The 22356-nt window shown below is 60.9% G+C and carries 16 protein-coding genes; 7 read left to right on the top strand and 9 right to left on the bottom strand.

Going from position 1 to position 22356, the window contains the following annotated elements; all coding sequences use genetic code 11:
* Window positions 1–138: 138 nt before the first annotated feature.
* Entirely contained in the window at window positions 139–1551 is a 1413-nt protein-coding gene (locus VFO93_RS04650; protein ID WP_325133159.1) for a T9SS type A sorting domain-containing protein, read from the bottom strand.
* A 330-nt stretch (window positions 1552–1881) separates the two neighbouring features.
* Window positions 1882–2571 carry a peptide-methionine (S)-S-oxide reductase MsrA gene (gene msrA, locus VFO93_RS04645; RefSeq protein ID WP_325133158.1) on the bottom strand — a complete coding sequence of 230 codons (690 nt, stop codon included), beginning with the start codon at window positions 2569–2571 and terminating at the stop codon, window positions 1882–1884.
* 230 nt (window positions 2572–2801) lie between these two features.
* On the opposite strand from msrA, the gene VFO93_RS04640 reads away from it, so the two are divergent.
* On the top strand, window positions 2802–3254 hold the full coding sequence (locus VFO93_RS04640) for a hypothetical protein (RefSeq protein ID WP_325133157.1): 453 nt from the start codon (window positions 2802–2804) through the stop codon (window positions 3252–3254).
* Window positions 3255–3259: 5 nt separating this feature from the next.
* On the opposite strand, the gene mutS is transcribed toward VFO93_RS04640, so the two are convergent.
* On the bottom strand, window positions 3260–5929 hold the full coding sequence (gene mutS / locus VFO93_RS04635; protein WP_325133171.1) for a DNA mismatch repair protein MutS: 2670 nt from the start codon (window positions 5927–5929) through the stop codon (window positions 3260–3262).
* A 288-nt stretch (window positions 5930–6217) separates the two neighbouring features.
* Between mutS and VFO93_RS04630 the strand changes: the two genes are divergently transcribed.
* The 3 genes from VFO93_RS04630 (at window position 6218) to VFO93_RS04620 (ending at window position 10324) form a co-directional block, all read left to right on the top strand.
* On the top strand, window positions 6218–6766 hold the full coding sequence (locus VFO93_RS04630; protein ID WP_325133170.1) for an RNA methyltransferase: 549 nt from the start codon (window positions 6218–6220) through the stop codon (window positions 6764–6766).
* A 234-nt stretch (window positions 6767–7000) separates the two neighbouring features.
* A complete protein-coding gene (locus VFO93_RS04625; protein WP_325133156.1) occupies window positions 7001–9817 on the top strand; it encodes a M36 family metallopeptidase in 2817 nt (938 codons plus the stop codon).
* A 75-nt stretch (window positions 9818–9892) separates the two neighbouring features.
* A complete protein-coding gene (locus VFO93_RS04620) occupies window positions 9893–10324 on the top strand; it encodes a hypothetical protein (protein ID WP_325133155.1) in 432 nt (143 codons plus the stop codon).
* Between the two features lie 74 nt (window positions 10325–10398).
* Here the strand turns inward: VFO93_RS04620 and VFO93_RS04615 are convergent, their stop codons facing one another.
* Together VFO93_RS04615 and VFO93_RS04610 are read right to left on the bottom strand one after the other, a co-directional pair.
* Window positions 10399–11175 carry a TerC family protein gene (locus VFO93_RS04615; protein WP_325133154.1) on the bottom strand — a complete coding sequence of 259 codons (777 nt, stop codon included), beginning with the start codon at window positions 11173–11175 and terminating at the stop codon, window positions 10399–10401.
* 272 nt (window positions 11176–11447) lie between these two features.
* A complete protein-coding gene (locus VFO93_RS04610) occupies window positions 11448–11936 on the bottom strand; it encodes a YajQ family cyclic di-GMP-binding protein (protein WP_325133153.1) in 489 nt (162 codons plus the stop codon).
* Between the two features lie 138 nt (window positions 11937–12074).
* Here VFO93_RS04610 and VFO93_RS04605 point away from each other — a divergent pair, with 138 nt between their 5' ends.
* Complete coding sequence (locus VFO93_RS04605) at window positions 12075–12545, top strand: PaaI family thioesterase (RefSeq protein ID WP_325133152.1); 471 nt, start codon at window positions 12075–12077, stop codon at window positions 12543–12545.
* A gap of 129 nt (window positions 12546–12674) precedes the next feature.
* Here VFO93_RS04605 and VFO93_RS04600 read toward each other — a convergent pair whose 3' ends face one another.
* The 3 genes from VFO93_RS04600 to VFO93_RS04590 all read right to left on the bottom strand — a co-directional run bounded on the left by VFO93_RS04600 (window position 12675) and on the right by VFO93_RS04590 (window position 15025).
* A complete protein-coding gene (locus VFO93_RS04600; RefSeq protein WP_325133151.1) occupies window positions 12675–13769 on the bottom strand; it encodes an NYN domain-containing protein in 1095 nt (364 codons plus the stop codon).
* 236 nt (window positions 13770–14005) lie between these two features.
* Window positions 14006–14746, bottom strand: coding sequence for a metal-dependent hydrolase (locus VFO93_RS04595; RefSeq protein WP_325133150.1), 741 nt, complete (start codon window positions 14744–14746; stop codon window positions 14006–14008).
* A complete protein-coding gene (locus VFO93_RS04590) occupies window positions 14747–15025 on the bottom strand; it encodes a hypothetical protein (RefSeq protein WP_325133149.1) in 279 nt (92 codons plus the stop codon).
* A gap of 204 nt (window positions 15026–15229) precedes the next feature.
* Here VFO93_RS04590 and mfd point away from each other — a divergent pair, with 204 nt between their 5' ends.
* The gene (gene mfd, locus VFO93_RS04585) at window positions 15230–18706 is read left to right on the top strand and encodes a transcription-repair coupling factor (protein WP_325133148.1); all 3477 of its coding nucleotides are present in this window, start codon (window positions 15230–15232) and stop codon (window positions 18704–18706) included.
* A gap of 241 nt (window positions 18707–18947) precedes the next feature.
* A complete protein-coding gene (locus tag VFO93_RS04580; RefSeq protein ID WP_325133147.1) occupies window positions 18948–21386 on the top strand; it encodes a T9SS type A sorting domain-containing protein in 2439 nt (812 codons plus the stop codon).
* 115 nt (window positions 21387–21501) lie between these two features.
* Here VFO93_RS04580 and VFO93_RS04575 read toward each other — a convergent pair.
* The coding region (locus VFO93_RS04575; RefSeq protein WP_325133146.1) for a TonB-dependent receptor at window positions 21502–22356 on the bottom strand (855 nt) is incomplete at its 5' end.

The raw sequence follows: 22356 nt of genomic DNA, 5'->3' as shown, positions 1-22356 counted from the left end.
GAAAGAAGAAAATATTTTTTAATATAAATTATCATATTATTTGAGACATAGTAAACCCAGGGAGCCAGGTGCTGGCCCCGAAGGCATTGCCGAAAAAAACAGGTACCGGGTGCGCGGTGCGCTGGCCCGGCTAGCGGGCTACAGGCGTTGCAGGCGCAGGGCCGGCAGCCAGGCCTCGCCCTGGCGCAGGCGCAGCAGGTAGAGGCCCGCCGCCAGCTCGCCCACCGCCAGCCCCGCCGCCGGCCAGCTGCCCCCGGCCTGCACCAGCCGCCCCGCCAGGTCGCGCACCTCATACGCCCCCGCGTAGGCCGCCCCCGCCCCGCTGGCCACGCGCAGCCGCGCGGCCCCCGTGGCCGGGTTGGGGTAGAGCCCGTAGGCCGCGCCCCCCGCCCCGCCCGCCGCCCGCGTGGGCAGCAGCGGGCTCCAGCTGCGCAGCGACACGGCAAACTGGTCGTCGCGCCCCAGCGGGCCGTTGTCGGTATAGCCCCCGATGAGGTAGTTGCCCAGCGCGTCTACCCCCACCCCCGTGGGATATTCGTTGCCCCCGTAGCGCACCAGCAGCGTGTCGCGCAGGCGCGTGCCCTGCTGGTCGACCAGCAGCACGCTCAGGTCCTGGTCCGAGCTGTTGGGCCGCGTGCCAGCCAGCAGGTAGTGCGTCGTACCGGGCACCGGCACCGCCAGCCGCACCTCCACCCCACGCCCATACTGCGTGTACTGCCGCGACCACAGCGTATCGCCCGCTGCCGACAGCTTGAATAAGCGCCCCGTACTAGCCAGCACGTTGCCAGTCAAGTCGGTCTGCAAAAAGTAATGCCCGTAGGCACGAGCCGGTTTGGTACCAACCAGCATCCCTTGGCTATCGAGAAGCAAATATTTCCAAGCCAGCCCACCGTAGTTGGGTGAATTAGTAACTATGAAACCGCCAGTAGTCAGTTGCGCTATGTTTTCCAGATACCCTGGGTAAGTGCTGCTGTAAGTATAACTCCGGTGCCAAAGCTCTTGGCCGGTCGCGGAGAACTTAGCTACAAACTGGTCGGCATCGTTGGAGCCGATGACAACCGCCCCCCCGTCGGCCGTAGTCACTATTTTCCAGTAAGCAGAGCGATTCACCCCGTGCAGCACCCGCGACCAGAGCGTATCGCCGCTGGGCGAGAACTTGACCAGCACCCCGAACGAGTACAAGCTGGCCGGGTGCTGCACCACCTGCTCCGAGCACTGCCCCGTGGCGTACACCTCGCCCGTGGCCGTGGCTGCCACCCCCAGCGGCTCAAGCACGCGCACGTTGCGGCTGGCCAGCGAGGCGCTTTTCTGCCACAGTACCGCGCCGGCCGCGCTCACCTTCGACACGAAAAACTGGTTGCCCCGCGTGCTGCCCCCGTTGTAGCCCCCCTGCCCCACGTTCACGTAGCCCCCCGGCACGGCCACAAAGCCCGCCGACGTTTCGCGGGCCGCCGTGCCCATCGTGGTTTGCCAGAGTATCTGAGCGTGGCTGGCCGTGGCCAGCAGGCACGCGGGTAGCAGCGTGCCCAGGGCGCGTAAAGCTGTTATCATAGAAGTAGAAAAGGAATAACGGACGACGCCGCAAACATAAGCGCGCAACTTGTTGAAAAAAAAAACAATAGCTATATCTGGCGAATATTTTTATTGCCGTAATAGTCCACACCGCCGCCAGCCGGACATAAAAAAACAGCCCTGGCTACGAAGCCAGGGCTGCCCAAGATTTTTAGACTTATTTCTGAATTGGAGAAAGTCTGAGCGACTGTCATACTAATTTTGTCGAAGCATCTCTGCCACATCATCCAAGCCGTCCAACGAGGCGGTAGAGATGCTTCGACTCCGCTGCGCTGCGCTCAGCATGACCGTCAGTTAACAACCTGCCGCCTACAGCGCCGCGCCCTGCTTCAGCACCTGCGGAAACCGCTCGCGCACGTGCGCCACCTTGCGGGCCGACACGTTGGTGATGTAGGGGTTGTCGGGGTTCAGGCGGTAGTAGCCCTGGTGGTAGTCTTCGGCATCCCAAAACTGGCTGAGCGGCGCTACCTGGGTCACGATTTTGCCGTCGTACTGCTTGGCGGCGTTGACCTTGGCAATGGTTTGCTCGATAATCTTTTTCTCCTCGGGCGTGCGGTAGAAGGCCACCGAGCGGTACTCGGGGCCGGTGTCGTTGCCCTGGCGGTTGAGCTGCGTGGGGTCGTGGCTGGCCGTGAAGAAGATGTCGGCCAGCGTCTGGTAGCTCACCACTTTGGGGTCGTAGTAGATATTCACGGCCTCGGCGTGGCCGGTGCGCTGGCCGGCCACCTGCTCGTAGGTGGGGTGCGGCACGGTGCCGCCGGCGTAGCCGCTCACCACCTGCTTCACGCCCTTTATTTCCTCAAACGCCTCCTCCTGCGCCCAGAAGCAGCCGCCCGCGAAGGTGGCCTGCGCCAGCCCGGTGAGGTTGGCCGGAGCAAAGCCGGTAGTGGCGCGCTGGGGCGCCGGGGGCGGGGTTTGGGCCTGGGCCGACTGCTGCGGGCCGCAGGCCGTGAGCGCCAACGCGCCGAGGCCCATCAGGGCCGAAAAAAGCTTGGTCATGGGGTGTTTAGCGGAAAGAAAGCGGGACACGGACATACGCGGCCGGCCGGGTAGCCGGATTTCTTTTAACACGCCGCGCCCGGCGGCAGTTCACGGTACTACGGCCGTAGTCAGCGGTTTTGTGGAGGCCGGCGGCGCAGCTTTGGGCAGGCGCTTTGCGTATGCAGCTAGGCCGGTCGGCCTGGTTTAGAAACCAGGCGGGATAACCGCTTTCACGCGCTTTTTTGTCCATGAACTTCGCTTCTGCTCCCAGCCTACTCGCCGCCGCACTGCTCACGGCGGCCGCCGGCCCCGCCCGCGCCCAAAACCGGGTGGCCAACTACGGCTACGGCCAGCCCGGCACGGCCGACTACGAGCACTTCAGCTTCTGGACCAACAACGGCCGCCGCTCCGATATCCATTACGCCCACGGCAAAGACCGGGTAGACAACCCCCTGCGCTACGGCGGCGCAAGCCGGGTGCAGGGCCAGGCGGGCTTTAAAGTGCGCTTCGAAAACGGCCGCATCCTGTACGTAGTGCCCAGCGGCACCGGGCTGCTGGTGCGCGCCAGCCCCACGGCCGCCCCCAAAACCTTCGCCTGGGAGTACGAAGGGCCAGTAAACGGCGTGGGCACCGCGTGCAGCGTGTGCGTGGCCGACGCCACGGCGGCCGCTACGCTACTGCGGCAGCACTACCTGCGGTAGCGCCGCTACACCAGCCCCTTCAGCTCCTGTAGCTTCAGCAGCGCCTCTATTGGGGTCAGCGTGTTGATGTCCAGCACTTGTAGCAGTTCGCGCAGTTGCTCCAGCTTGGGGTCGCCGGGCTCGAACATGCTGAGCTGCACCGTGGGCCGCGTGGCCATGGCGGTGGTAGCGCGGGGCTTCGGTGAGTTGGTGAGTTGGTGAGTTGGTGAATCCTTCTGGTCGAGGCCGGCCAGCACGTCGTCAAATTCGGTGGCAGCAGTGGGGTCCACTTCCGCGAGGCCGGTTTGGGCGCGCTCCTGCTCCAGGTGGTGCATTATTTCGTTGGCGCGCAGCACCACGGCGGGCGGCATGCCGGCCATGCGCGCCACATGGATGCCGAACGAATGCTCGGAGCCACCGGGGCGCAGCTTGCGCAGGAAGAGCACGCGGCCGTCGGCCTCCTGCACGGCCACGTGGTAGTTGCGCACGCGGGGGCAGTCGTCGGCCAGCTGGTTTAACTCGTGATAGTGGGTGGCAAACAGCGTTTTAGCCCGCGCTTTGGGGTTGTTGTGCAAGTGCTCCACAATGGCCCACGCGATGCTGATGCCGTCGTAGGTGCTGGTGCCGCGCCCGATTTCATCCATCAGCACGAGGCTGCGGCTCGATAAGTTGTTGAGGATGGAAGCCGTTTCGGTCATCTCCACCATAAAGGTGCTTTCGCCCTTACTCAGGTTATCGGAAGCGCCCACGCGGGTGAAAATCTTGTCGATGATGCCGATGGTCGCCTCACCGGCCGGCACAAACGAGCCAATCTGCGCCAGCAGCACGATGAGCGCCGTTTGGCGCAGCAGGGCCGACTTGCCAGCCATGTTGGGCCCCGTTATTACCACAATTTGCTGGTCGTCTTGGCTGAGGCAGATGTCGTTGGGAATGTAGCTTTCGCCCGGCGGCAGCCCGCGCTCAATGACGGGGTGGCGGCCGGCCTTGATGTCGAGCGTCGGCCCGTCGTTCACGGTGGGCTGCGCGTAGTGGTACTGCCGCGCCGTGGCCGCAAACGAGCCCAGGCAGTCGAGCACCCCAATGGCGCGGGCGTTCTGCTGAATCTGGCTCACGAAGTCGAGCGCCGCCAGCGTAACCTCTTGGTAGATGCGGCTTTCGATGACGAACAGCTGCTCTTCGGCGTTGAGAATCTTCTCCTCGTACGTCTTCAACTCCTCGGTCACGTAGCGCTCAGCGTTCACCAGCGTTTGCTTGCGAATCCACTCGGCGGGCACCTTGTTTTTGTGGGCGTTGCTCACTTCGAGGTAGTAACCAAACACCTTGTTATAAGCCACTTTCAAGGACGTGATGCCGGTAGCGGCCTGCTCGCGCTGCTGCATTTTCAGCAAGAAGTCCTTGCCCGAAAACGCCAGCGCCCGCAGCTCGTCCAGCTCGGCATCTACGCCGTCCATAATGACGTGCCCTTGGTTGGTGAGCAGGGGCGCATCGGGGCGGATTTTGGCTTGAATTTCCTGGCGCAGCGAGGCGCAGGCGTTGAGCTGGTCGGCGAGCTTTTCGAGGGCTTTGATGCCCGAGGCGGCCAGCTTTTCGCGCAGCGGCGCGATGCTTTCCAGCGCCCGCGCCAGCTGCAACAGCTCGCGCGGGTTCACGCGGCGCACGGCCACCTTCGAGATAAGGCGCTCTAAATCATTAATGGGGCGCAGGTGGCCCTGCACTTCTTCGAGCAGCTCGGGGTCGGCCACCAGGGCGGCCACGGTGTCGAGCCGGCGCTGAATCTGGCTTACTTCCTTGAGCGGCAGCACTACCCACTTGCGTAGCAGGCGGGCACCCATCGGGGTGATGGTTTGGTCGAGAATATCAATCAGCGGCACGCCGCCGGGGTGCTGGGCTTGCACCAGCTCCAGGTTGCGCACCGTGAAGCGGTCGAGCCACACGTACTTATCTTCTTCGAGCCGGCCCAGGCTCGCAATGTGCTGAATATCGGTGTGTTTGGTTTCGGCCAGGTAATGCAGGATGCAGCCCGCCGCAATTACGCCCTCCTTTATCGTATCGACGCCGAAGCCCTTGAGCGAGGTAGTGCGGAAGTGCCGCGTGAGGGTATCGTGGGCGTAGTCGTGCCCAAACACCCACTCATCGAGCGCGTAGGTGCAGAAATCGGGACCGAAGTGCTCTTCAAAATTTCGGCGGCTCTGCTTGCAGAACAGCACTTCGGCGGGGCGGAAATTCTGGAGCAGCTTACCCAGATACTCTACCGTGCCCTGCGCCACCAAAAACTCGCCGGTGCTGATGTCCAAGAACGACACGCCGGCTTCGGTTTTACCGAAGTGCACGGCGGCGAGGTAGTTGTTCTGGCGGCGCTCCAGGGTGTTGTCGTGCAGGCTTACGCCGGGCGTCACGAGCTCGGTTATCCCTCTTTTTACCAAGCCTTTGGCTTGCTTGGGGTCTTCGAGCTGGTCGCAGATGGCCACGCGCTGGCCGGCACGCACGAGCTTGGGCAGGTAGTTGTCGAGGGCGTGGTGCGGAAAGCCCGCCAGCGCCACCTCGGAGGCCGTGCCGGCCCCGCGCTTGGTGAGCGTGATGTCGAGAATGCGCGAGGCCGTAACGGCGTCTTCGCCGAAGGTTTCGTAAAAATCGCCGACCCGAAACAAGAGCACCGCGCCGGGGTGCGCCTGCTTGAGCTGGTAGTACTGCCGCATCAGCGGCGTATCAAACGCCGGGCTGGGCGTGGTGTGCTCGGGGCCGAGCGACTTGATTTCGAATTTTTTGGCGGGAGCGGTGGCGGTGGACATTTAGCTGTTAGCTTCTGGCTGCTAGCTAGTAGCTTTTTATCGACAGCCATCATTGGGAAAGAAACGCAGACTGGCTTTTAGCCCAGCGTTTCTTTAAAACCCTAAATTACGCCGGATTGTGCCCGCCTCACTCGCTGGCTTTCTCCTCAAAAAAAGCTAACGGCTAAAGGCCAAAAGCTAACAGCCCCCAAAATGATGCGCAAACTCACTATGCAGGAGCTAAACCGCCTGCCCGTGGCCGATTTCAAAGCTACTGCCAAAAGCCCCGTCGTGCTGGTGCTCGACAACGTGCGCTCGCTGCACAACGTGGGGGCCGTTTTCCGAACCGCCGACGCCTTTGCGCTCGAAAAAATCTACCTCTGCGGCGTCACGGGCCGCCCGCCGCACCGCGAAATCACTAAAACTGCCCTGGGCAGCACCGAGTCGGTAGCGTGGGTGCACGTGGCCACCACGCTGGAGGCCGCCCAAGACCTGCAAGCCGCTGGCTACCAGCTCATCGCGGTGGAACAAACTACCAATTCGGTGCTGCTGCCGCAATTTCAGCCGGTAGCGGGGCAGCCGCTGGCGCTGGTGCTCGGCAATGAGGTATTCGGGGTCGATGATGAGGTGCTGGCCTTGTGCGACGCGGCGGTGGAGATTCCGCAGCTCGGCACCAAGCACTCGCTGAACGTGAGCGTGGCGGCCGGCGTGGTGCTGTGGGACGTGCTGAGCAAGCTGCGGGTTTTTGATGCCGCTGACCGGTAGACAATCTAGCTTAGTGAATTTATGCAGGCAATGGGCTTTAGCTGTGCAACGCCGCTTGCTGCTCGTGCCAGCCGGGGCTGCTGTTTTTTTAGCAAACAGCCCACATGACCAGGCGTAGGGTTTTGCTCACCAAATATGTTTTTATTCAGGTAACCTTCACGAAATACGTGCTTGACTTTCAGTATTTTTGGCGAGCATTATTTTTCTAAGCCCCACTTACGTTTTAACCACTTCATGCACTTAATATTTACCCGCTCAACGTATCGGCAACTTGCACTGGCTGCCGCGCTGGCGCTACCCAGCCTGGCCTTTGGCCAGCAGCCCAAAACGGCTCCGGAAGGAGTAGTGGCCGCGTTTGTGGCACGCGCCAAAGCCCAGGGCCTGAAGGCTGCTGATGCCGCCAACCCGGTTGTAACCGATTCTTATACCGACGCTAATGGGGTGACGCACACGTACCTTCAGCAGCGGGTGAATGGGTTAGGCGTGTTGCACGCCACCGGCGCGGTGCATACTAACGCCGAGGGCAAAGTGGTGGCCGCGTCGCAGTTTTTTGTGCCCGACGCCGCCCAAAAAGCGCCTTCACCGACGCCCGCGCTCACGCCCGCGCAGGCCGTAACGGCTGCTACCGTGGCACTGGGCCTGCCCCGGCCAGTGGCCTTGGAGGTAGTAGTAGAAGCCCGCCCGGCCGATGGCCTGGTGTTCAATAAAGGCGGAATTTCGGAGGATAATATTCCGGTACGCTTGCTGTACGAGCAGGTAGATGGCCAACTGGTGCTGGTGTGGAGCGTGGTTATCGCGGCCCTCGACCAGCAGCACGCCTGGGGCGCGCGCGTGAACGCGCAAACCGGCCGCCTGGTAAGCAAAGAAGACTATGTGGTAAGCGAAAAGGCGGCATTTGGCCAGCAAACCAACCACGCACTAAGCTTGCAACAGCGGGCGCTGGCCTTTGCGGCCGCTGCTGCGCCTGCCCAGCCGCTGGCTAGCCCGCTGCAAACGACCGGTACCGCCCGTAGCCTCACCGTAGTGGCCATGCCCGGCGAAAACCCGGTAGCTACTCCCCGCACTAGTGTGGCCCTCAGTTCAGTCAACCGCACGTACTCGCCCTACGGTTGGATGGTGGGCGAAAATCTAGCGCCTGCCAATTTTTTTGCTGATGCCTTTTCGCTCCTCAGCAGCGGCAAATACCTGACGCGGGGCAACAACGTGGCGGCCTACGACGACAATAATAACGTAAATGCCAACCTCCTTACCTCACCCAACTACTCTCTGTCAACTTCCGCCCCCAACGGGGGGGCAAACCTCGACTACGACTTTCAACTGGTGCAAGCCAACGGTGCCCGCGACGCCAACAACGTAGCGGCTAGCGTCACCAATTTGTTTTACTGGAACAACGTCAACCACGACGTGATGATGGCTCACGGTTTCGATGAGGTATCGGGCAATTTTCAGTACAAGAACCTTAGCGGTGCTGGCATGGGCAGCGACTTTGTGCGGGCCGAAGCACAGGACGGTAGCGGTACTAACAACGCGAACTTCTATTCGCCGGCCGATGGCACCAGCGGCCGCATGCAGATGTATTTGTTCGACAACCTACCGAACAACAAATTAGTAGTCAATAGCCCCAGTGCGGCAGCCGGCTCTTATGCCTATAGTAGCGCTGCTTTTGGCCAGAAGGTCGGCAGCTTGTGCGGCAATCTGGTAGTGGTGAATGATGGCGTATCGGCCGACGGCGGCGCGCACTCCTGCGCCTCGCCCTACGTGAATGCCACTGCCGTGAGCGGCAACATCGCCCTTATTATGCGCGGCGGCTGCACCACGTCGAATAACTACACAGATAAGGTAAAGCTAGCGCAGATGCAAGGCGCTATCGGGGCTATCATCTTCGACGGGGCCGCCACCACCACGACACCTCTCACGCCCGGCGGCACCGATGCTTCTGTTACCATTCCGGTTATTGGTATCAGTGGGGTGGCGGGCAACGCGCTCAAAGCGGCCCTGGCCAGCGGCGGCTCGGCCGCTATCTGCATCACACCCGGCGCCAGCTTCGATGGCTCCTTCGACAGCGGCGTGATGTCGCACGAGTACGGCCACGGTATTTCCAACCGCCTCACGGGTGGCCCCGCCACGGTAGGCTGCCTCAACAACTCTGACGGCAACCAAACTATGGGCGAAGGTTGGAGCGACTTCTTTGGCATGTGGATGACAACCAAGCCCGGCGACATTGGCAGCATGCCGCGCTACGAAGCCGCCTACGTCGCTAATCAGGCTTACACGCTCACGGGCCTGGGCCCTTTTGGTATCTCCGGCCTGCGCCACAAGCCTTATACCACCGATATGAGCCTGAACAACTACACCTACGCGCAGCTTGGCACAGGCGCGGGGCAGTTCTACGAAACCCACGACGTGGGCGAGGTATGGGCTACGGTGCTGTGGGATTTGAACTGGCAGTTTATCTATAAGTACGGCTACAACCAGAACCTGTACGCGGCAACGGGCGGCAATAATATCGCCCTGAAGCTAGTACTCGATGGCTGCCGGATGCAGGTATGCAACCCTGGCTTCCTGGATGGCCGCGACGCTATCCTGCGCGCCGATACTACTTACAATGGAGCGGCCAACGCCAGCCTCATCTGGGCGGTGTTTGCGCGCCGGGGCATGGGCTACAGCGCTGTGCAAGGTCCCCGCACCGGGGCCGGCAACGCCCCGGTAGTGACGGGTTCGGTGGCCGCCTTCGATGTGCCGCCGAATGCTACCCCCATCACGCTGAGCACTAACAGCGGCTTGGCTACCAGCAGCGTGCTCGAAGCCTACCCCAACCCCGCTCAGAACCTGCTGACCGTGCGCACGCAGCTCGGCAGCGCCTCCCCTATCCAAGTAACGGTGCTCGACCTACTCGGCAAAATGGTAGTAGCGCCCACCAGCGTGCCAGTGGCCAAGATGCAGCAGAGTGGCATCGAGCTGAACACCACTGCCCTGGCCTCGGGCCTGTACGTGGTGCGCGTTGTTACCACCGATGGCATCTATACCACCAAGGTCACTATTCAGCACTAAGCCCTCGTTCGGTAAAATGCTACTTGAAAAGCCCGGCTTCGGCCGGGCTTTTTTTGTGTGCGTACAGCCAGGTCTATGCCCGAACCTACGCCCTTCGCCCGCCCCGACGCCGCGCTACTGGCTTTGCGCCCCGCCATCGCGGGCCAGCCGGCCGCCATTCCGACGCCCACCGCCGTGGCCGATTTTCAGCACCAGGTGCTGCGCCCACTGCTCAAGCTGCAGCACCCCGTGCTGCTGGCTACCGTGGCCGATTTTGCCCACGACTACCGCCTGCCCCTGGCCCGCCCCGATACCGAGCTCAGTGCGGCCCTCACCGAGTTGCTAACCCGCAACGCCCGCCTGCGGGCTACGCTCACGGGCTTGGTCGTGGGCCATTTCACGCAGGAAGAGCTCGCCTTTTACCGCCCCCACCACAACGAGCTAAACCGCCGCCTGCTTGACCTGGCCCAGCAGCGCGTGCTCAGCAGCCTAGCCGAGCTACGCGAGCTAGCCACCGGGCTGGCCTGAAAAGCAAAAGCGCCGCACGGGTAAGTGCGGCGCTTTTGAAGATTTAATGGGAGGCAAAAACTCGGCTCGGGCGGCTAGTCATACTCCGAATCGCGCAGCTTCACCGGGCCGTGCTTCGATTTTTTGCGCAGGCGCATGTTCAGCAGCTCCACTATCAGTGAGAAAGCCATGGCGAAGTAGAGGTAGCCTTTCTCGATTTCCTTGTGCGCAGCCTCCATCACCAGCATAAAGCCAATCATGATGAGAAACGACAAGGCTAGCATCTTGATGGTCGGGTTCTTATTCACAAAATTGGCCACTACGCCACTGAAAGCCAGCATAATGCCCATCGCGCAGATAACGGCGGCTATCATCACCAGCACGTTGTCGACCAAACCCACGGCCGTGAGGATGGAGTCGAAGCTGAAAATAATGTCGATGAGGATGATTTGCAGGATAATCTGCGGCAGCGTGGCCGTGCCTTTGCCCGCGTTTAGCTCGTCTTCTTCCTCGCCTTGCAGCTTGTTGTGAATCTCGGTGGTGCTCTTGTACATCAAAAACAAGCCCCCGCCCAGCAAAATCAGGTCGCGCCCGCTCACCGGAAACGGCTCGTCGAGCCACGGCAGCGGCAGCGTAAACAGCGCCGAGCGCAACCCTACTATCCACGAAATACTCAACAGCAGCGCGATGCGAAACACCAGCGCCAGCAGCAGTCCGATAGTGCGCCCGCGCGCCTGCTGCGCCTCGGGCAAACGGTTGACGGTGATGGATATGAAGATAATATTATCGATACCCAGCACCACTTCCATAAGGGTGAGGGTGAGCAAACTCACCCATGCCGCAGCGTGGGTAAAAGCGGAGAAGTCGTACATAGACCGCAGATTCAAACGGATTTTTAAGATTTAACGGATACGCCCGCTGCGCGGGCTGGCTAGCTGTTAGCTAACCATTTTTAGTGAATAGCGCACCAGCAGAAGGCGTTACAGAATTGTAGCATTCCACACTTAAAACAAACACAATAAGTTGCCTTGCAACGCATTGCATTAATCACCTCGCAAATACCAGACAGAGCTTAGGAAGTAAACAGTCAGCCCGCGCAGCGGGCGTATCCGTTAAATCTTAAAAATCCGTTTGAATCTGCGGTCTATTTCATGTTCACAAATTGCAGCGGCTGGCCATTGTCGGTACGGCGCAGTAGCGCGATAACAGCTTGCAAGTCGTCTATCTTCTTGGCGCTCACCCGAATCTGGTCGTCCTGCATCTGGGCTTCGACCTTGATTTTGCTGTCCTTAATGGTTTTGATGATTTTGCGGCCAGCTTCTTTGTCTACGCCGGCGCGCACTTTTATCGTTTTCTTCACCAGGTTACCGCTGGCCTGTTCCTCGGCCGTGAAGTCGAGCGCCGTGCCATCAATGCCCTGCTTTACGATGCGCGCCAGCAGAATATCCTCTAGCGCCTTGATACGCATCGAGTTTTCGGAGCTGAGTAGCACAGTGTTGGCCTTTTTATCGAGTTCCATACCGCCCTTGGTGTCGCGCAGGTCGTAGCGCGTGGCCAGCTCTTTTTTGGCGGTATTAATGGCGTTTTCGAGGGTTTGGGGGTCTACTTTGCTGACGATGTCGAAGGAAGGCATGGCGGGTAAGCGGCTAAGCAACAGGCAGCCGCCGGGGGCAACTGCCTGAGTTTTTGGTAAAGGTAAGGGCGTTTGGCCGGGCTATGCGCATCTTTGGGCGCCTGCGGCGGTGGGCCTTTTACGTCTTTTGCCTACCTCGTGTCCACTTCCCCCCTCCCCGATTGGCTGGCCCTGGTGGCCGGCTACAACCGCGTCAACGCCTACGGCCAAGCCAATGGCATGACCCTGAGCGCTTCCGCGCCCGGCCAGGCCGAGTACTGCATGGTTATCGGGCCCGCGCATTTATCGTCGCCGGGCGTGGCCCACGGCGGCGTGCTGGCCGGCCTCATGGATGCCGTGCTCGGCGCGGCGGCCCTCACGCTGGCCTTAACGGCGGGCGAGCTGGTGTCCACCGTCGAGTTCAAAATCAACTACCTGCACCCCGTGCGCCTGGGCGACGAGCTGCGCGCCGTGGCGCAGGTCGACCACGCCGGCAAGTCGCTGGTGGTGTGCAGCGGCGTCATCTACCGCCAGACCGCCGGCGAAACCGAGGCCACCGCCGTGGCCCAGGGCATTGGCACCTTCAACCGCTACCCCGCCAGCAAGCGGCTGGGCGACATTCTGCCGTAGCACGGACTATGTGAGTCCGTAAATAAGTGTCCTAACAGACGCAGTTTGCCTCGTTATCAACTTTATTCTAAGGCACTAAAAAAGCCCACTGTGTTTGCAGCGGGCTTTTTCAAACTACTCATTTCCAACCTACAGCGTAGCGCTAAGAGCCTGGTGCGTGGAGGTAGCAGGCTCGTAATCATCGTCGCCATCAAGGTTAGGGGCGGCTACTTTGCGCACGTTGCGCGCGCAGTCTTCGTCGCGGTGGTTGCGGCCTACCGTGAACTCAACCCAGTCGCCTTCGCGCAGGTCGTTGAAGTCACCTTCCGACAAGTCAGCGTAGCTGAAAAACAGGTTGTTGGGCGGCATTACCACGAAGCCGAAGCCGTTCTTCAGGTTCTTGATGGTGCTGATGCCCACCGTGCCTACCGGGCCGGCCGCCGTGGGGCCGGTAGTGCGAATAACCTTGGGCGCGGCAGCGGTGCCCGACACGGCGGCCGGAGCCGCGCCGTTGGTTACGGCAGCCGGGGTAACGGGCGCGTTGCCGTAGTTTAAGCCGCTGGTCGAGGGCGCGAAGGCGGCCGGCTCGCTCTGCGTAACAAACATATTTTCAACTACTTCATCCTGCTCCTGCAAGCCGCGGTCGATAACGGCGTGCATGGCCACGGGGTAGGTGGCCTGCTCCAGCAGGTGCTGCGAGGCGCGCGTCACGCGGGTTTCGCCCTTGAAGTCTTCGTACTTGAAATCCCAGTTGAGCAGCATCACGCGGGTGCCCACGGTGTTGAGCTTGCGGATGAGCGGCACGTAGTCCGAGTCGCCGGCGATGAGCACGACCACGTCGAGGGTTTTGTGCAGCGCCATTTCGAGGGCTTCGAGGCTCAGCCACACGTCGATGCCCTTCTCTTGCAGGCGGCCGTCGCGGGTTTTGAGGGGCATGTAGTGCGTGCACACGCCCAGGTTCATCAGGATGTCGTCGAGCAGGCGGTCGTGAAACAGGCGGTCCTTATCGCGGGCCTCGGTGGCCGAGAGGCGGCCCCGGAAAAAATGGGAAGTCGTTATCTGCGCCAGGCGCACGTCAACATCTTCTTCCTCAGCTACTTGGTGGCGAATAAATTCGTGCAGTCCTTCGAGGCTAATGCGGGCCTTGCGCTCGTGCTGAAAGTAGTAATAATCGCTAATCTTAAGGAAATAATTGCCGTCGTAAAATACGCCGACCCGGATGAGGGGGCTGTTCATCTGGTTCATAATAGAATGGGGTATTGAGTGGGGGGTAGAAATTGGGTATGGTAACGCAGGATAGAGGTAGTGGCGGCTCCCAGCCAAGGCAAGTAACTAACTATAAATCAAAATATAAAGCTCGGATAACATACCGAGCCCGGCTATACTATAAACTTCACGTTAGGATACATTTGCCCCAGTTGGCCACCCATTGCCAACGCGAAACTAATAGGTTATTCGCACAACCGCAACCCCTTACGAAGCTAAAACCCTAAGTGTCCAATAACTAGGCCCAGCACCAGCAGGCCGTAACCGAGGCAAATGGCCAGCTCCATCATGTTGCCGGCTTTGGTGCCCGTACTCATCAAGGGTATCTTGAAGCTGTAGTCGGTGAGCGGCAGCAGCCAGCGCACGCCCGACTTGGTAAGCGTATCAGCCAGCAAATGAGATGCATATCCCGCGCCTGCGAAGTGCGCCACGCCGTGCCAGCCCAAACTTTTATTGGCCAGATACCCGATATACGTCCAGAGCGCGGTGGCCCAGATAGTGTGCGTCCACGACCGATGTGAGGTAAATGGTGCCAGCGCGATGAACGTACCGAGCAGGCTAAGCCATAAAAATTGTGCGTAAAGTCCAATTAACACCGTCGCCAGCCCCGTGAACAGTAGCGCCAGCTTGCGGGCCGAGCCGCCCTGCAACGCCACGCCAATGAGTCCAAACGCCAGCGCGGCCGTGTAGGTGAAGCGCTGGTCGGGGCCGGGCTTTAGCAAAAAATAGGCGTAGCCGGCCAGCCCCAGCGCCACCGCGCCGAAGGCCCAGCGCACGTAGCCGTGCGCGAAGCCCAGGCGCTTGCTGAGGCGGCTTTCGGGGTGGTCGAGGTCGGGGGCGAGGGCCGAGAAGCCGGCCAGCGCGATGCCGGCGGGCGAGAATTTGACACCCGTGACGAGGCCCGCAACGGCCACGCCCGTGATGAGGCCAATGGCCAGGTGAGCAGAACCGCGCAATTATTCAGGGTTTTCCAGCTTCGCCAGGCGTTGCTCGTGGTTTTTAACTTGGTCGTCGTGGTCGAGTAGCCGGTTCAGGAAGGGCTCAAATCCTTTCACTAGGCCGTCTACCGTCGCACGGCTGCTTTCCCGAATTTCTTCCCGCAGCGCTTTGAAACCTTCTTCAACCGTGCGCTCTAAGCGGTCTACCCGCCCATTGAGCGCATTCAATTCTGAGCGCACCTCGTGCATTTCGATTATTAATTCGGCTACTACCTCAGGCAAGTCACGCGGATTCATAGGCTATAGTTTTTCGGTTGGCTAAGTTACGGTAAAAGCTCTGGCGAAGGTAGCAAGCCCTCGAAAATTGCTAATATAACTAGCTAAAATAAGCCGACCGGAAACCTTCGCCCTGCCGATACTGTATGAAAGCAGCGCCTGGCCCGACCGGAATATCTCCCGGCCGGGCTGGGCGCTTTTACGCCGACCACGAACCAACGCCCCGTGCAAGTAGCTGACTTTCTGCGCTTATACCGCCTCGACACCGAAGTACAAACCCTGGCCGCCCGCCTGCACGGCGCGGCCAAGCCCGCCGACCGCAACACCCCGGCCGACGATGCGGCGCGCGGCGGCGAGCTGCGCGTGCAGCTGCGCGGCCTGGTAGGCTCACAAGATGCCGTGGTGGCCGCCGCGGCCTCGCACCACGCGCACCCCAACGTGTTTGTGCTGCACGACAAGGACGAGGCGGCGCTCTTCATGGCCGACCTGCGCCACCTGCTGCCCGACGGCCCGGAGGCCCTGCTGTTTCCGAGCTCCTACAAGCGGCCGTATGAGTTTGACGAGACGGAAAATGCCAACGTGCTGATGCGCGCCGAGGTACTTAACCAGCTCAATGCCAGCCGACAGGCCAGCGTGGCTACCAACCTGGCCGCGCCGCTCGTGGTGACGTACCCCGAGGCGCTGAGCGAGAAGGTTATCAATCGCCAAAGCCTGGTGCAAAACACGTTTTCGGCCAAAGTGGGCGACAAGCTGGACGTCAATTTTCTGGGTGAACTGCTGGGGCAGTACGACTTCGAGAAGTCGGATTTTGTGTACGAGGCGGGGCAGTACGCGGTGCGCGGCGGCATCGTGGACGTGTTTAGCTACGCCAACGAGCTGCCGTACCGGCTGGAATTATTTGGCGATGAGATTGAGAGCATTCGCACGTTCAACCCCGAAACGCAGTTGTCGGTTGAGCCGCGCACGAGCGTGAGCATCATCCCCAACGTGCAAACCAAACTGCTGCAAGAGCGGCGCGAGTCGTTTCTGGAGTTTTTGCCGCGCACCAGCTGCCTGTGGGTCAAGGATGTGCGGCAGGTGCTCGACGTGGTCACGACGTTGTTTGAGAAGGCCGAAGCCAACTTTCAGAAAGTGCTGGAAGAGGCCGGCGGGATGCAGATTGTATCGAGGCCCAGCGACTTGTTTGAGCAGGGCAAAAGCCTGAAGAAGTGCCTGGATGAGTTCGCCATCGTGGAGTTTGGCAAGCGGTTTTACTTTAAAAATTCGCAGGAATTCCAGTTCGCGGCCAAGCCGCAGCCGAGCTTCAACAAGGACTTTGAGCGGCTGCTGAAGAACATCCGCGAGAATAAAATCCGCGACTACACTACCATCATCGCCGCCGATTCGGTGCGGCAGGCCGACCGACTACGCACGATTTTTGATGAATTAGACCCCAACGTGCAATTTCAGCATTTGCTGATTGCCTTGCGCGAAGGCTACGTGGACGAGCAGCTCGGACTGGCCGTCTATACTGACCACCAGCTCTTTGAGCGCTACTACCGGGCGCAGGAAACGCGCAAGTTCTCGAAGAAGAAGGCGCTGACTTTGCGTGAGCTCAAGACCTTGCAGCCCGGCGACTACGTGACGCACCAAGACTACGGCATTGCGCGCTTCGCGGGGCTGACGCAGATTGAGATAGACGGGCACATTCAGGAGGCTATCCGGCTCATTTACCGCGACGACGACGTGCTGACGGTGAGCATTCACGCGCTGCACAAGATTGCGAAATACAGCGGTGCAGAGGGCTCGCCGCCCACTATGAGCAAGCTCGGCTCGCCGGAGTGGGAGAACAAGAAAAAGTCGGTCAAAAAGAAGGTCAAGGACATCGCGGCCGACCTTATCCGGCTGTATGCCAAGCGGAAAACCGCGCCGGGCTTTGCGTTTCCAAAGGACGATTTTTTACAGGCCGAGCTCGAATCAAGCTTTATTTACGAAGACACGCCCGACCAGGCCAAGGCCACCGAAGACGTGAAGCACGACATGCAACAGCCCCACCCGATGGACCGGCTCGTGTGCGGCGATGTGGGCTTTGGCAAGACCGAAATTGCCATCCGGGCGGCCTTCAAGGCAGCGGCGGGCGGCAAGCAAGTAGCTGTGCTGGTGCCCACTACCATCCTGGCGATGCAGCACTACAAGACCTTCCGCGACCGCCTCGCCAACCTGCCGGTGACGGTGGAGTACATCAACCGCTTCAAAACGGCCAAGCAGGTGAAGGAAACGATGGAGCGCGTGGCGGCTGGCAAAACCGACATCCTCATCGGCACGCACGCCTTGACCAACAAGAAGCTGCAATTCAAGGATTTGGGCCTGTTGGTGATTGACGAAGAGCAGAAATTCGGCGTGAAGACCAAGGACAAGCTCAAGGAAATCAAGGTGAACGTGGACACGCTCACGCTGTCGGCTACGCCGATACCGCGCACCTTGCACTTTTCGTTGATGGGCGCGCGCGATTTGAGCGTGATTGCCACGCCGCCGCCCAACCGCCAGCCGGTGCAAACCGAGTTGCACGTATTCGATGAAACTATCATCCGCGACGCCATTGCGCGGGAATTGAAGCGCGGTGGGCAGGCATTTTTCGTGCACAATCGCATCACCGACATCGTGGAAATGGCGGCCACCATCGTGCGGCTCGTGCCCAATGCCCGCGTGGCCGTGGCCCACGGCCAGATGGAGGGCGAGGAGCTCGAAAAGCGCATGATGAAGTTTATGGAGGGTGAGTACGACGTGCTGGTAGCCACCAACATCATCGAGAGCGGGCTCGATATTCCGAACGCTAACACCATCATTATCAACCGCGCTCACCTCACCGGCCTCTCAGACCTGCACCAGATGCGCGGCCGCGTGGGCCGCTCCAACCGCAAGGCGTATTGCTACCTGCTCACGCCGCCCGTGGCCAACCTGCCGGCCGATGCCCGCAAGCGCCTCAACACGCTGGAGGAGTTTTCGGACCTGGGCGCGGGCTTCAACGTGGCCATGCGCGACCTCGATATTCGGGGGGCGGGCAACCTGCTGGGCGGCGAGCAGTCGGGCTTCATCAACGACCTGGGCTACGAGGCCTACCACCAGGTGCTGGACGAAGCGGTGCAGGAATTGAAAGAAACCGAATTTCGCGACCTCTTCCTGGGCGAAGGCGCGGGCGGCACCAGCCAGCAGCGCCTGCAAATGGCGGCCGGCGCGCTCAACAGTGGCCCCAAGGAAACGCAGATTGAAACCGACCTGCCGGTGCTCATCCCGAACACCTACGTGAACAACGTGTCGGAGCGCCTGCAACTCTACGCCAAGCTAGACCGGGCGCAGAAGCCCGAGGAGCTCAAGAAACTGGTGGACAGCATTATTGACCGCTTTGGGCCGCTGCCCGAGCAGGTGCAAGTGCTGGTAGATGTGGTGAAGCTGCGCTGGCTGGCCAGCCAGTTGGGCTTCGAGAAAGTGACCCTGAAGCGCGACACCCTGCGCGCCTACCTGCCCGCCGGGCCGGGCACCGAGGCGTACTTCCAGGGCGAGCGGTTTGGGCGCATCCTCAACTTTGTGCAGACGCACCCGCGCACAGCCCGCATGAAGGAGCAAAAAGACAAGCTGCAAGTGAGCATCGACGCCATCCGGGGCGTGGTTATGGCCCAACAATTACTAGTAGAATTGGGGGCCGGTGAGGCGGTAGCGGCGTAACTATGTTTAAAGAAACATATAAAAGCCCGCTCTGCTAATGCAGAGTGGGCTTTTTCATGCTCTTCGGATTCTATTGCTTACCCCAGCTTGCATACAGCAAATACGCCAACTGGTTCTGTTCCTCTCCGATAGCCGTGGCCTTACATGACAAATTCATAAATTCTTAACTAACCGAATTTATTCATAGTGCAACGCCTATGCATTTGCTTAGTATCTTATTACCGTCTTTTCCTAAACTTGCATGAAACAAAATCTTACTCCTCAGTGGCTGCGCATATTGGTCGCAGCCTTGGTAGCGCTACCATTTATAGCCGAGGCGCAGGCCCTACAGGGCACCCTATCTAGCAATGGGCAGCATAACTTACTCTTACTACCCGATGGCACCCTGCGGGCGTGGGGCAGCAATTCTTCGGGGCAGTTGGGCGATGGCACTACTACCCAGCGCACTACTCCCGTACCAGTGGGCACGGCTACCAACTGGGCCGGGCTGTCTAGCGGCGAAAACCACAGCCTAGCCCTACGTGCCGACGGCACTATCTGGGCCTGGGGCAACAACGGGGCGGGCCAGTTGGGCGATGGCACCACTGCCGCCCGGCTCAACCCTGGCCAGGTAGGCACCGGCACTACCTGGAAGCAAGCAGCGGCCGGCAATAGCCACAGCGTGGCCTTACGCGCCGATGGCACCATTTGGGCCTGGGGTTCTAACCTTTCGGGCCAGCTCGGTATTGGCAGTACCACCAATACCCCCAGCCCCACGCAGGTAGGCACCGGCACTACCTGGAAATATGTATCGGCTGGCAATGGGCACACGATGGCCCTGCGCGCCGATGGCACCCTGTGGGCGTGGGGCGAAAATAATTACGGCCAGCTCGGCGACGGCACGACCACTATTCGCCCCGCCCCCGTGCAAGTAGGAGCGGCCAACAGTTGGGTGAGTATGGCGAGTGCCCGGGGCTATACCCTCGCGCTGCGCGCTGATGGCACCTTATGGGCCTGGGGCTACAACAATGTGGGCCAGCTCGGCGATGGCACTACCACCAACTGCCTTACTCCCAAGCAAGTAGGCACCGCCACCAACTGGGCGCGACTTGCGGCCAGCTACGACCACAACCTGGCCGTGCGTACAGATGGTACGCTGTGGGCCTGGGGCGCCAGCACCAGCGGCCAGCTAGGCACCGGCAGCACTACCAACGTACTGAGCCCATTGCAAGTAGGCACCGCCACCAATTGGGTGAGCGTAGCTGTTGGCTATAACCACAGCCTGGCTCTGCAAGCCAACGGCAGCGTGTGGGTGTGGGGATATAATAGCCAGGGCCAATTAGGGAACGGCACCACCACCGACAGCGCCCAGCCGGGCCAGCTAGTTGGCCTGGTTGGCCTGCCCACGTTGGCCCTCAGCGCGGGCTTTGGCCACAGCCTGGCCGTGCGCCCCGATGGCCGCCTCCTGGCCTGGGGCGATAACAGCGCCGGCCAGCTCGGCGATGGCACCACTACCCAGCGCTCGGTGCCCACTACCATCGGCACCAGCCAGGCCTGGGTGCAGGTGGCGGGCAGTCGCTATCACTTTTCGGCCGCGCTGCGGGCCGATGGCACCCTCTGGACCTGGGGTGAAAACGACCTGGGCCAGCTCGGCGATGGCACCACTACCAACCGGAATACACCAACGCAGATAGGCACCGGCAGCCAGTGGCGGCAGGTAGCCGCTGGCGACTCGCACACACTGGCCATTCGGGCCGATGGCACGCTCTGGGGCTGGGGGGATAATACTAATGGAGGAGCGGGTTTGGGCTCTCTTGGCGGGGCAGCGGTACCTACACAGGTAGGCACTGCCAATAACTGGATAAGCATCGCCGCTGGTGACGTTCATAGTCTAGGGATACAGGCCGATGGTACGCTTTGGGCCTGGGGCGACAATGGCTCGGGCCAGCTAGGCAACGGGACCACCGTCGAACGCTACGTCCCCATACAAATAGGCACAGTTACGTCTTGGACAGGCATTGGAGCTGGCTTCTACAACAGCATCGCCGTGCAAGCTAATGGTACGCTCTGGACCTGGGGCGATAATTTTGCGGGCCAACTCGGCGATGGCACCACCACCCAGCGCACTACCCCGGTGCAGGCGGGCACCGGCACCACCTGGAAGCAAGTAAGCGCCGCTGATTCCTATTCGGTGGCCTTGCAAGCCAATGGCACCCTCTGGGCGGCGGGCTATAACAACCGCGGCCAGCTCGGCGACAACACCACTGCCTCGCGCAACACCTTTACGCAGGAAGTAACATTGGGTACTAACTGGCTGACTATTTCGGCGGGTAGCTTCCATGCACTGGCCCGCACCAGCGCCGGACAGCGTGTTTTTTCCACTGGGTTCAACTTCTATGGCCAGCTCGGCGATGGCACCACTATCACCGCCCTGCGCTACGACCACGCTGCCGTGGCCTTGCCCGTGGTGGCGGCTACTGCGGGCACCGAATTTAGCTTCTACCCCAATCCCGCCAGTGGCCAGGTGCAGCTACTATTGGCCGCTCCCGCCCCCACGGCCAAGCTGCTCGACGCCATGGGCCGGGTAGTGCGTACTGCACCTGTGCAGCAGCAGGCCGCCACCCTCGACGTAAGTGGCTTGGCTCCTGGCTTGTACCTGCTGCGCGCTGGCTCGCACACCGGGCGCCTGGTTGTGAGATAGCCTATTGCTCTCTTCCAAACTGGCTACGAAAAACCCCCGCCCGCTACTTCACAAAGTAGCGGGCGGGGGTTTTTGCATGATTCGATTTTTAAATCTACCAAGCCAGCAGCTGCTCCTACCGCTTGGGCGCCACGTAGATAGTGCCGGTGCCGCGCCCCGGCTCGCCGGTGAGGGTGAGGCCCTCGGCCGTGGCCTGGAAGTTGCCGCTGCCGTCGGCGGTGTAGAACGTGAACTCGGCCACACCCTTTGAGTCGGTTTGCAGGCTGGGGTTCCAGTAGATGGTGAGGCGGCGTGGGTCGGCTTCGGGGGCGTTGAGCACGGGCGCGCCGTAGCGGGGGCGGTAAAACTCGCGGGCCTGGTAGTAGCTCGGCAGCTTCACCGTCACGAGGCTGGTGTTTTCGCGCGGGCCGCCGGGCAGCGGGCCCTTATAGTTCTTGTTGCCGCGCTTGGTATAAATGGCAATAACGCCGCCGCTCGCCCCGAAGATGGCGGCCTCGTTGCCCTTATACACTTCCACCGCTTCCACATCCACCGAATTGATGGAGTTAATCATCTCGGCATCAACCTTCTGGCCATCCAGGATAATCTGCGGCGTGCCCGAATTGCGAATCTGGATGCTCTGGTTGGGCGGGCTGCCACTAATAGCCAGGCCCGCCACCCGGCCTTGCAGCAGCGAGAAGATGGGAATGCCCGACTGCGCCTCCGGCATTTTGGTGAAGTCGAGCACCGTGCTGGCCGTCACGCCCGGGATGTAGCGGCGCGGGTCGTTGGCCGGAATCACGCTCTGCTCGCGCTGCCCGGTCACGGCCACGTCGGCCAGTTGCACGTTGCGGATATCGTCGGCGGGCATGTTCTGGCGCTCCGTAATACGCTGCTGGCGGCTGCGGCGCACGTAGTCGGCCACGGCGGGCGGGGCGGCGGCCACGCCGGGCAGCCCCGGCAGCGGCAGCCCGCCCAGGGTGGGCGCGCC

The sequence above is a fragment of the Hymenobacter sp. genome, assembly GCF_035709525.1.
Classification (GTDB): Bacteria; Bacteroidota; Bacteroidia; order Cytophagales; family Hymenobacteraceae; genus Hymenobacter.
Note: the sequence above shows the minus strand (reverse complement) of the source record. Positions and strands in the feature narration are given on the sequence as shown.

Excerpts from the sequence above, each read along its gene's own strand:
- VFO93_RS04600 (WP_325133151.1), bottom strand. The coding sequence starts at position 13,769 with ATGAACCAGATGAACAGCCCCCTCATCCGGGTCGGCGTATTTTACGAC.
- VFO93_RS04650 (WP_325133159.1), bottom strand. The coding sequence starts at position 1,551 with ATGATAACAGCTTTACGCGCCCTGGGCACGCTGCTACCCGCGTGCCTG.
- mutS (WP_325133171.1), bottom strand. The coding sequence starts at position 5,929 with ATGCGGCAGTACTACCAGCTCAAGCAGGCGCACCCCGGCGCGGTGCTC.
- VFO93_RS04615 (WP_325133154.1), bottom strand. The coding sequence starts at position 11,175 with ATGTACGACTTCTCCGCTTTTACCCACGCTGCGGCATGGGTGAGTTTG.
- VFO93_RS04610 (WP_325133153.1), bottom strand. The coding sequence starts at position 11,936 with ATGCCTTCCTTCGACATCGTCAGCAAAGTAGACCCCCAAACCCTCGAA.
- msrA (WP_325133158.1), bottom strand. The coding sequence starts at position 2,571 with ATGACCAAGCTTTTTTCGGCCCTGATGGGCCTCGGCGCGTTGGCGCTC.
- VFO93_RS04640 (WP_325133157.1), top strand. The coding sequence starts at position 2,802 with ATGAACTTCGCTTCTGCTCCCAGCCTACTCGCCGCCGCACTGCTCACG.
- VFO93_RS04630 (WP_325133170.1), top strand. The coding sequence starts at position 6,218 with ATGCGCAAACTCACTATGCAGGAGCTAAACCGCCTGCCCGTGGCCGAT.
- VFO93_RS04580 (WP_325133147.1), top strand. The coding sequence starts at position 18,948 with ATGAAACAAAATCTTACTCCTCAGTGGCTGCGCATATTGGTCGCAGCC.
- VFO93_RS04625 (WP_325133156.1), top strand. The coding sequence starts at position 7,001 with ATGCACTTAATATTTACCCGCTCAACGTATCGGCAACTTGCACTGGCT.
- VFO93_RS04590 (WP_325133149.1), bottom strand. The coding sequence starts at position 15,025 with ATGAATCCGCGTGACTTGCCTGAGGTAGTAGCCGAATTAATAATCGAA.
- VFO93_RS04620 (WP_325133155.1), top strand. The coding sequence starts at position 9,893 with ATGCCCGAACCTACGCCCTTCGCCCGCCCCGACGCCGCGCTACTGGCT.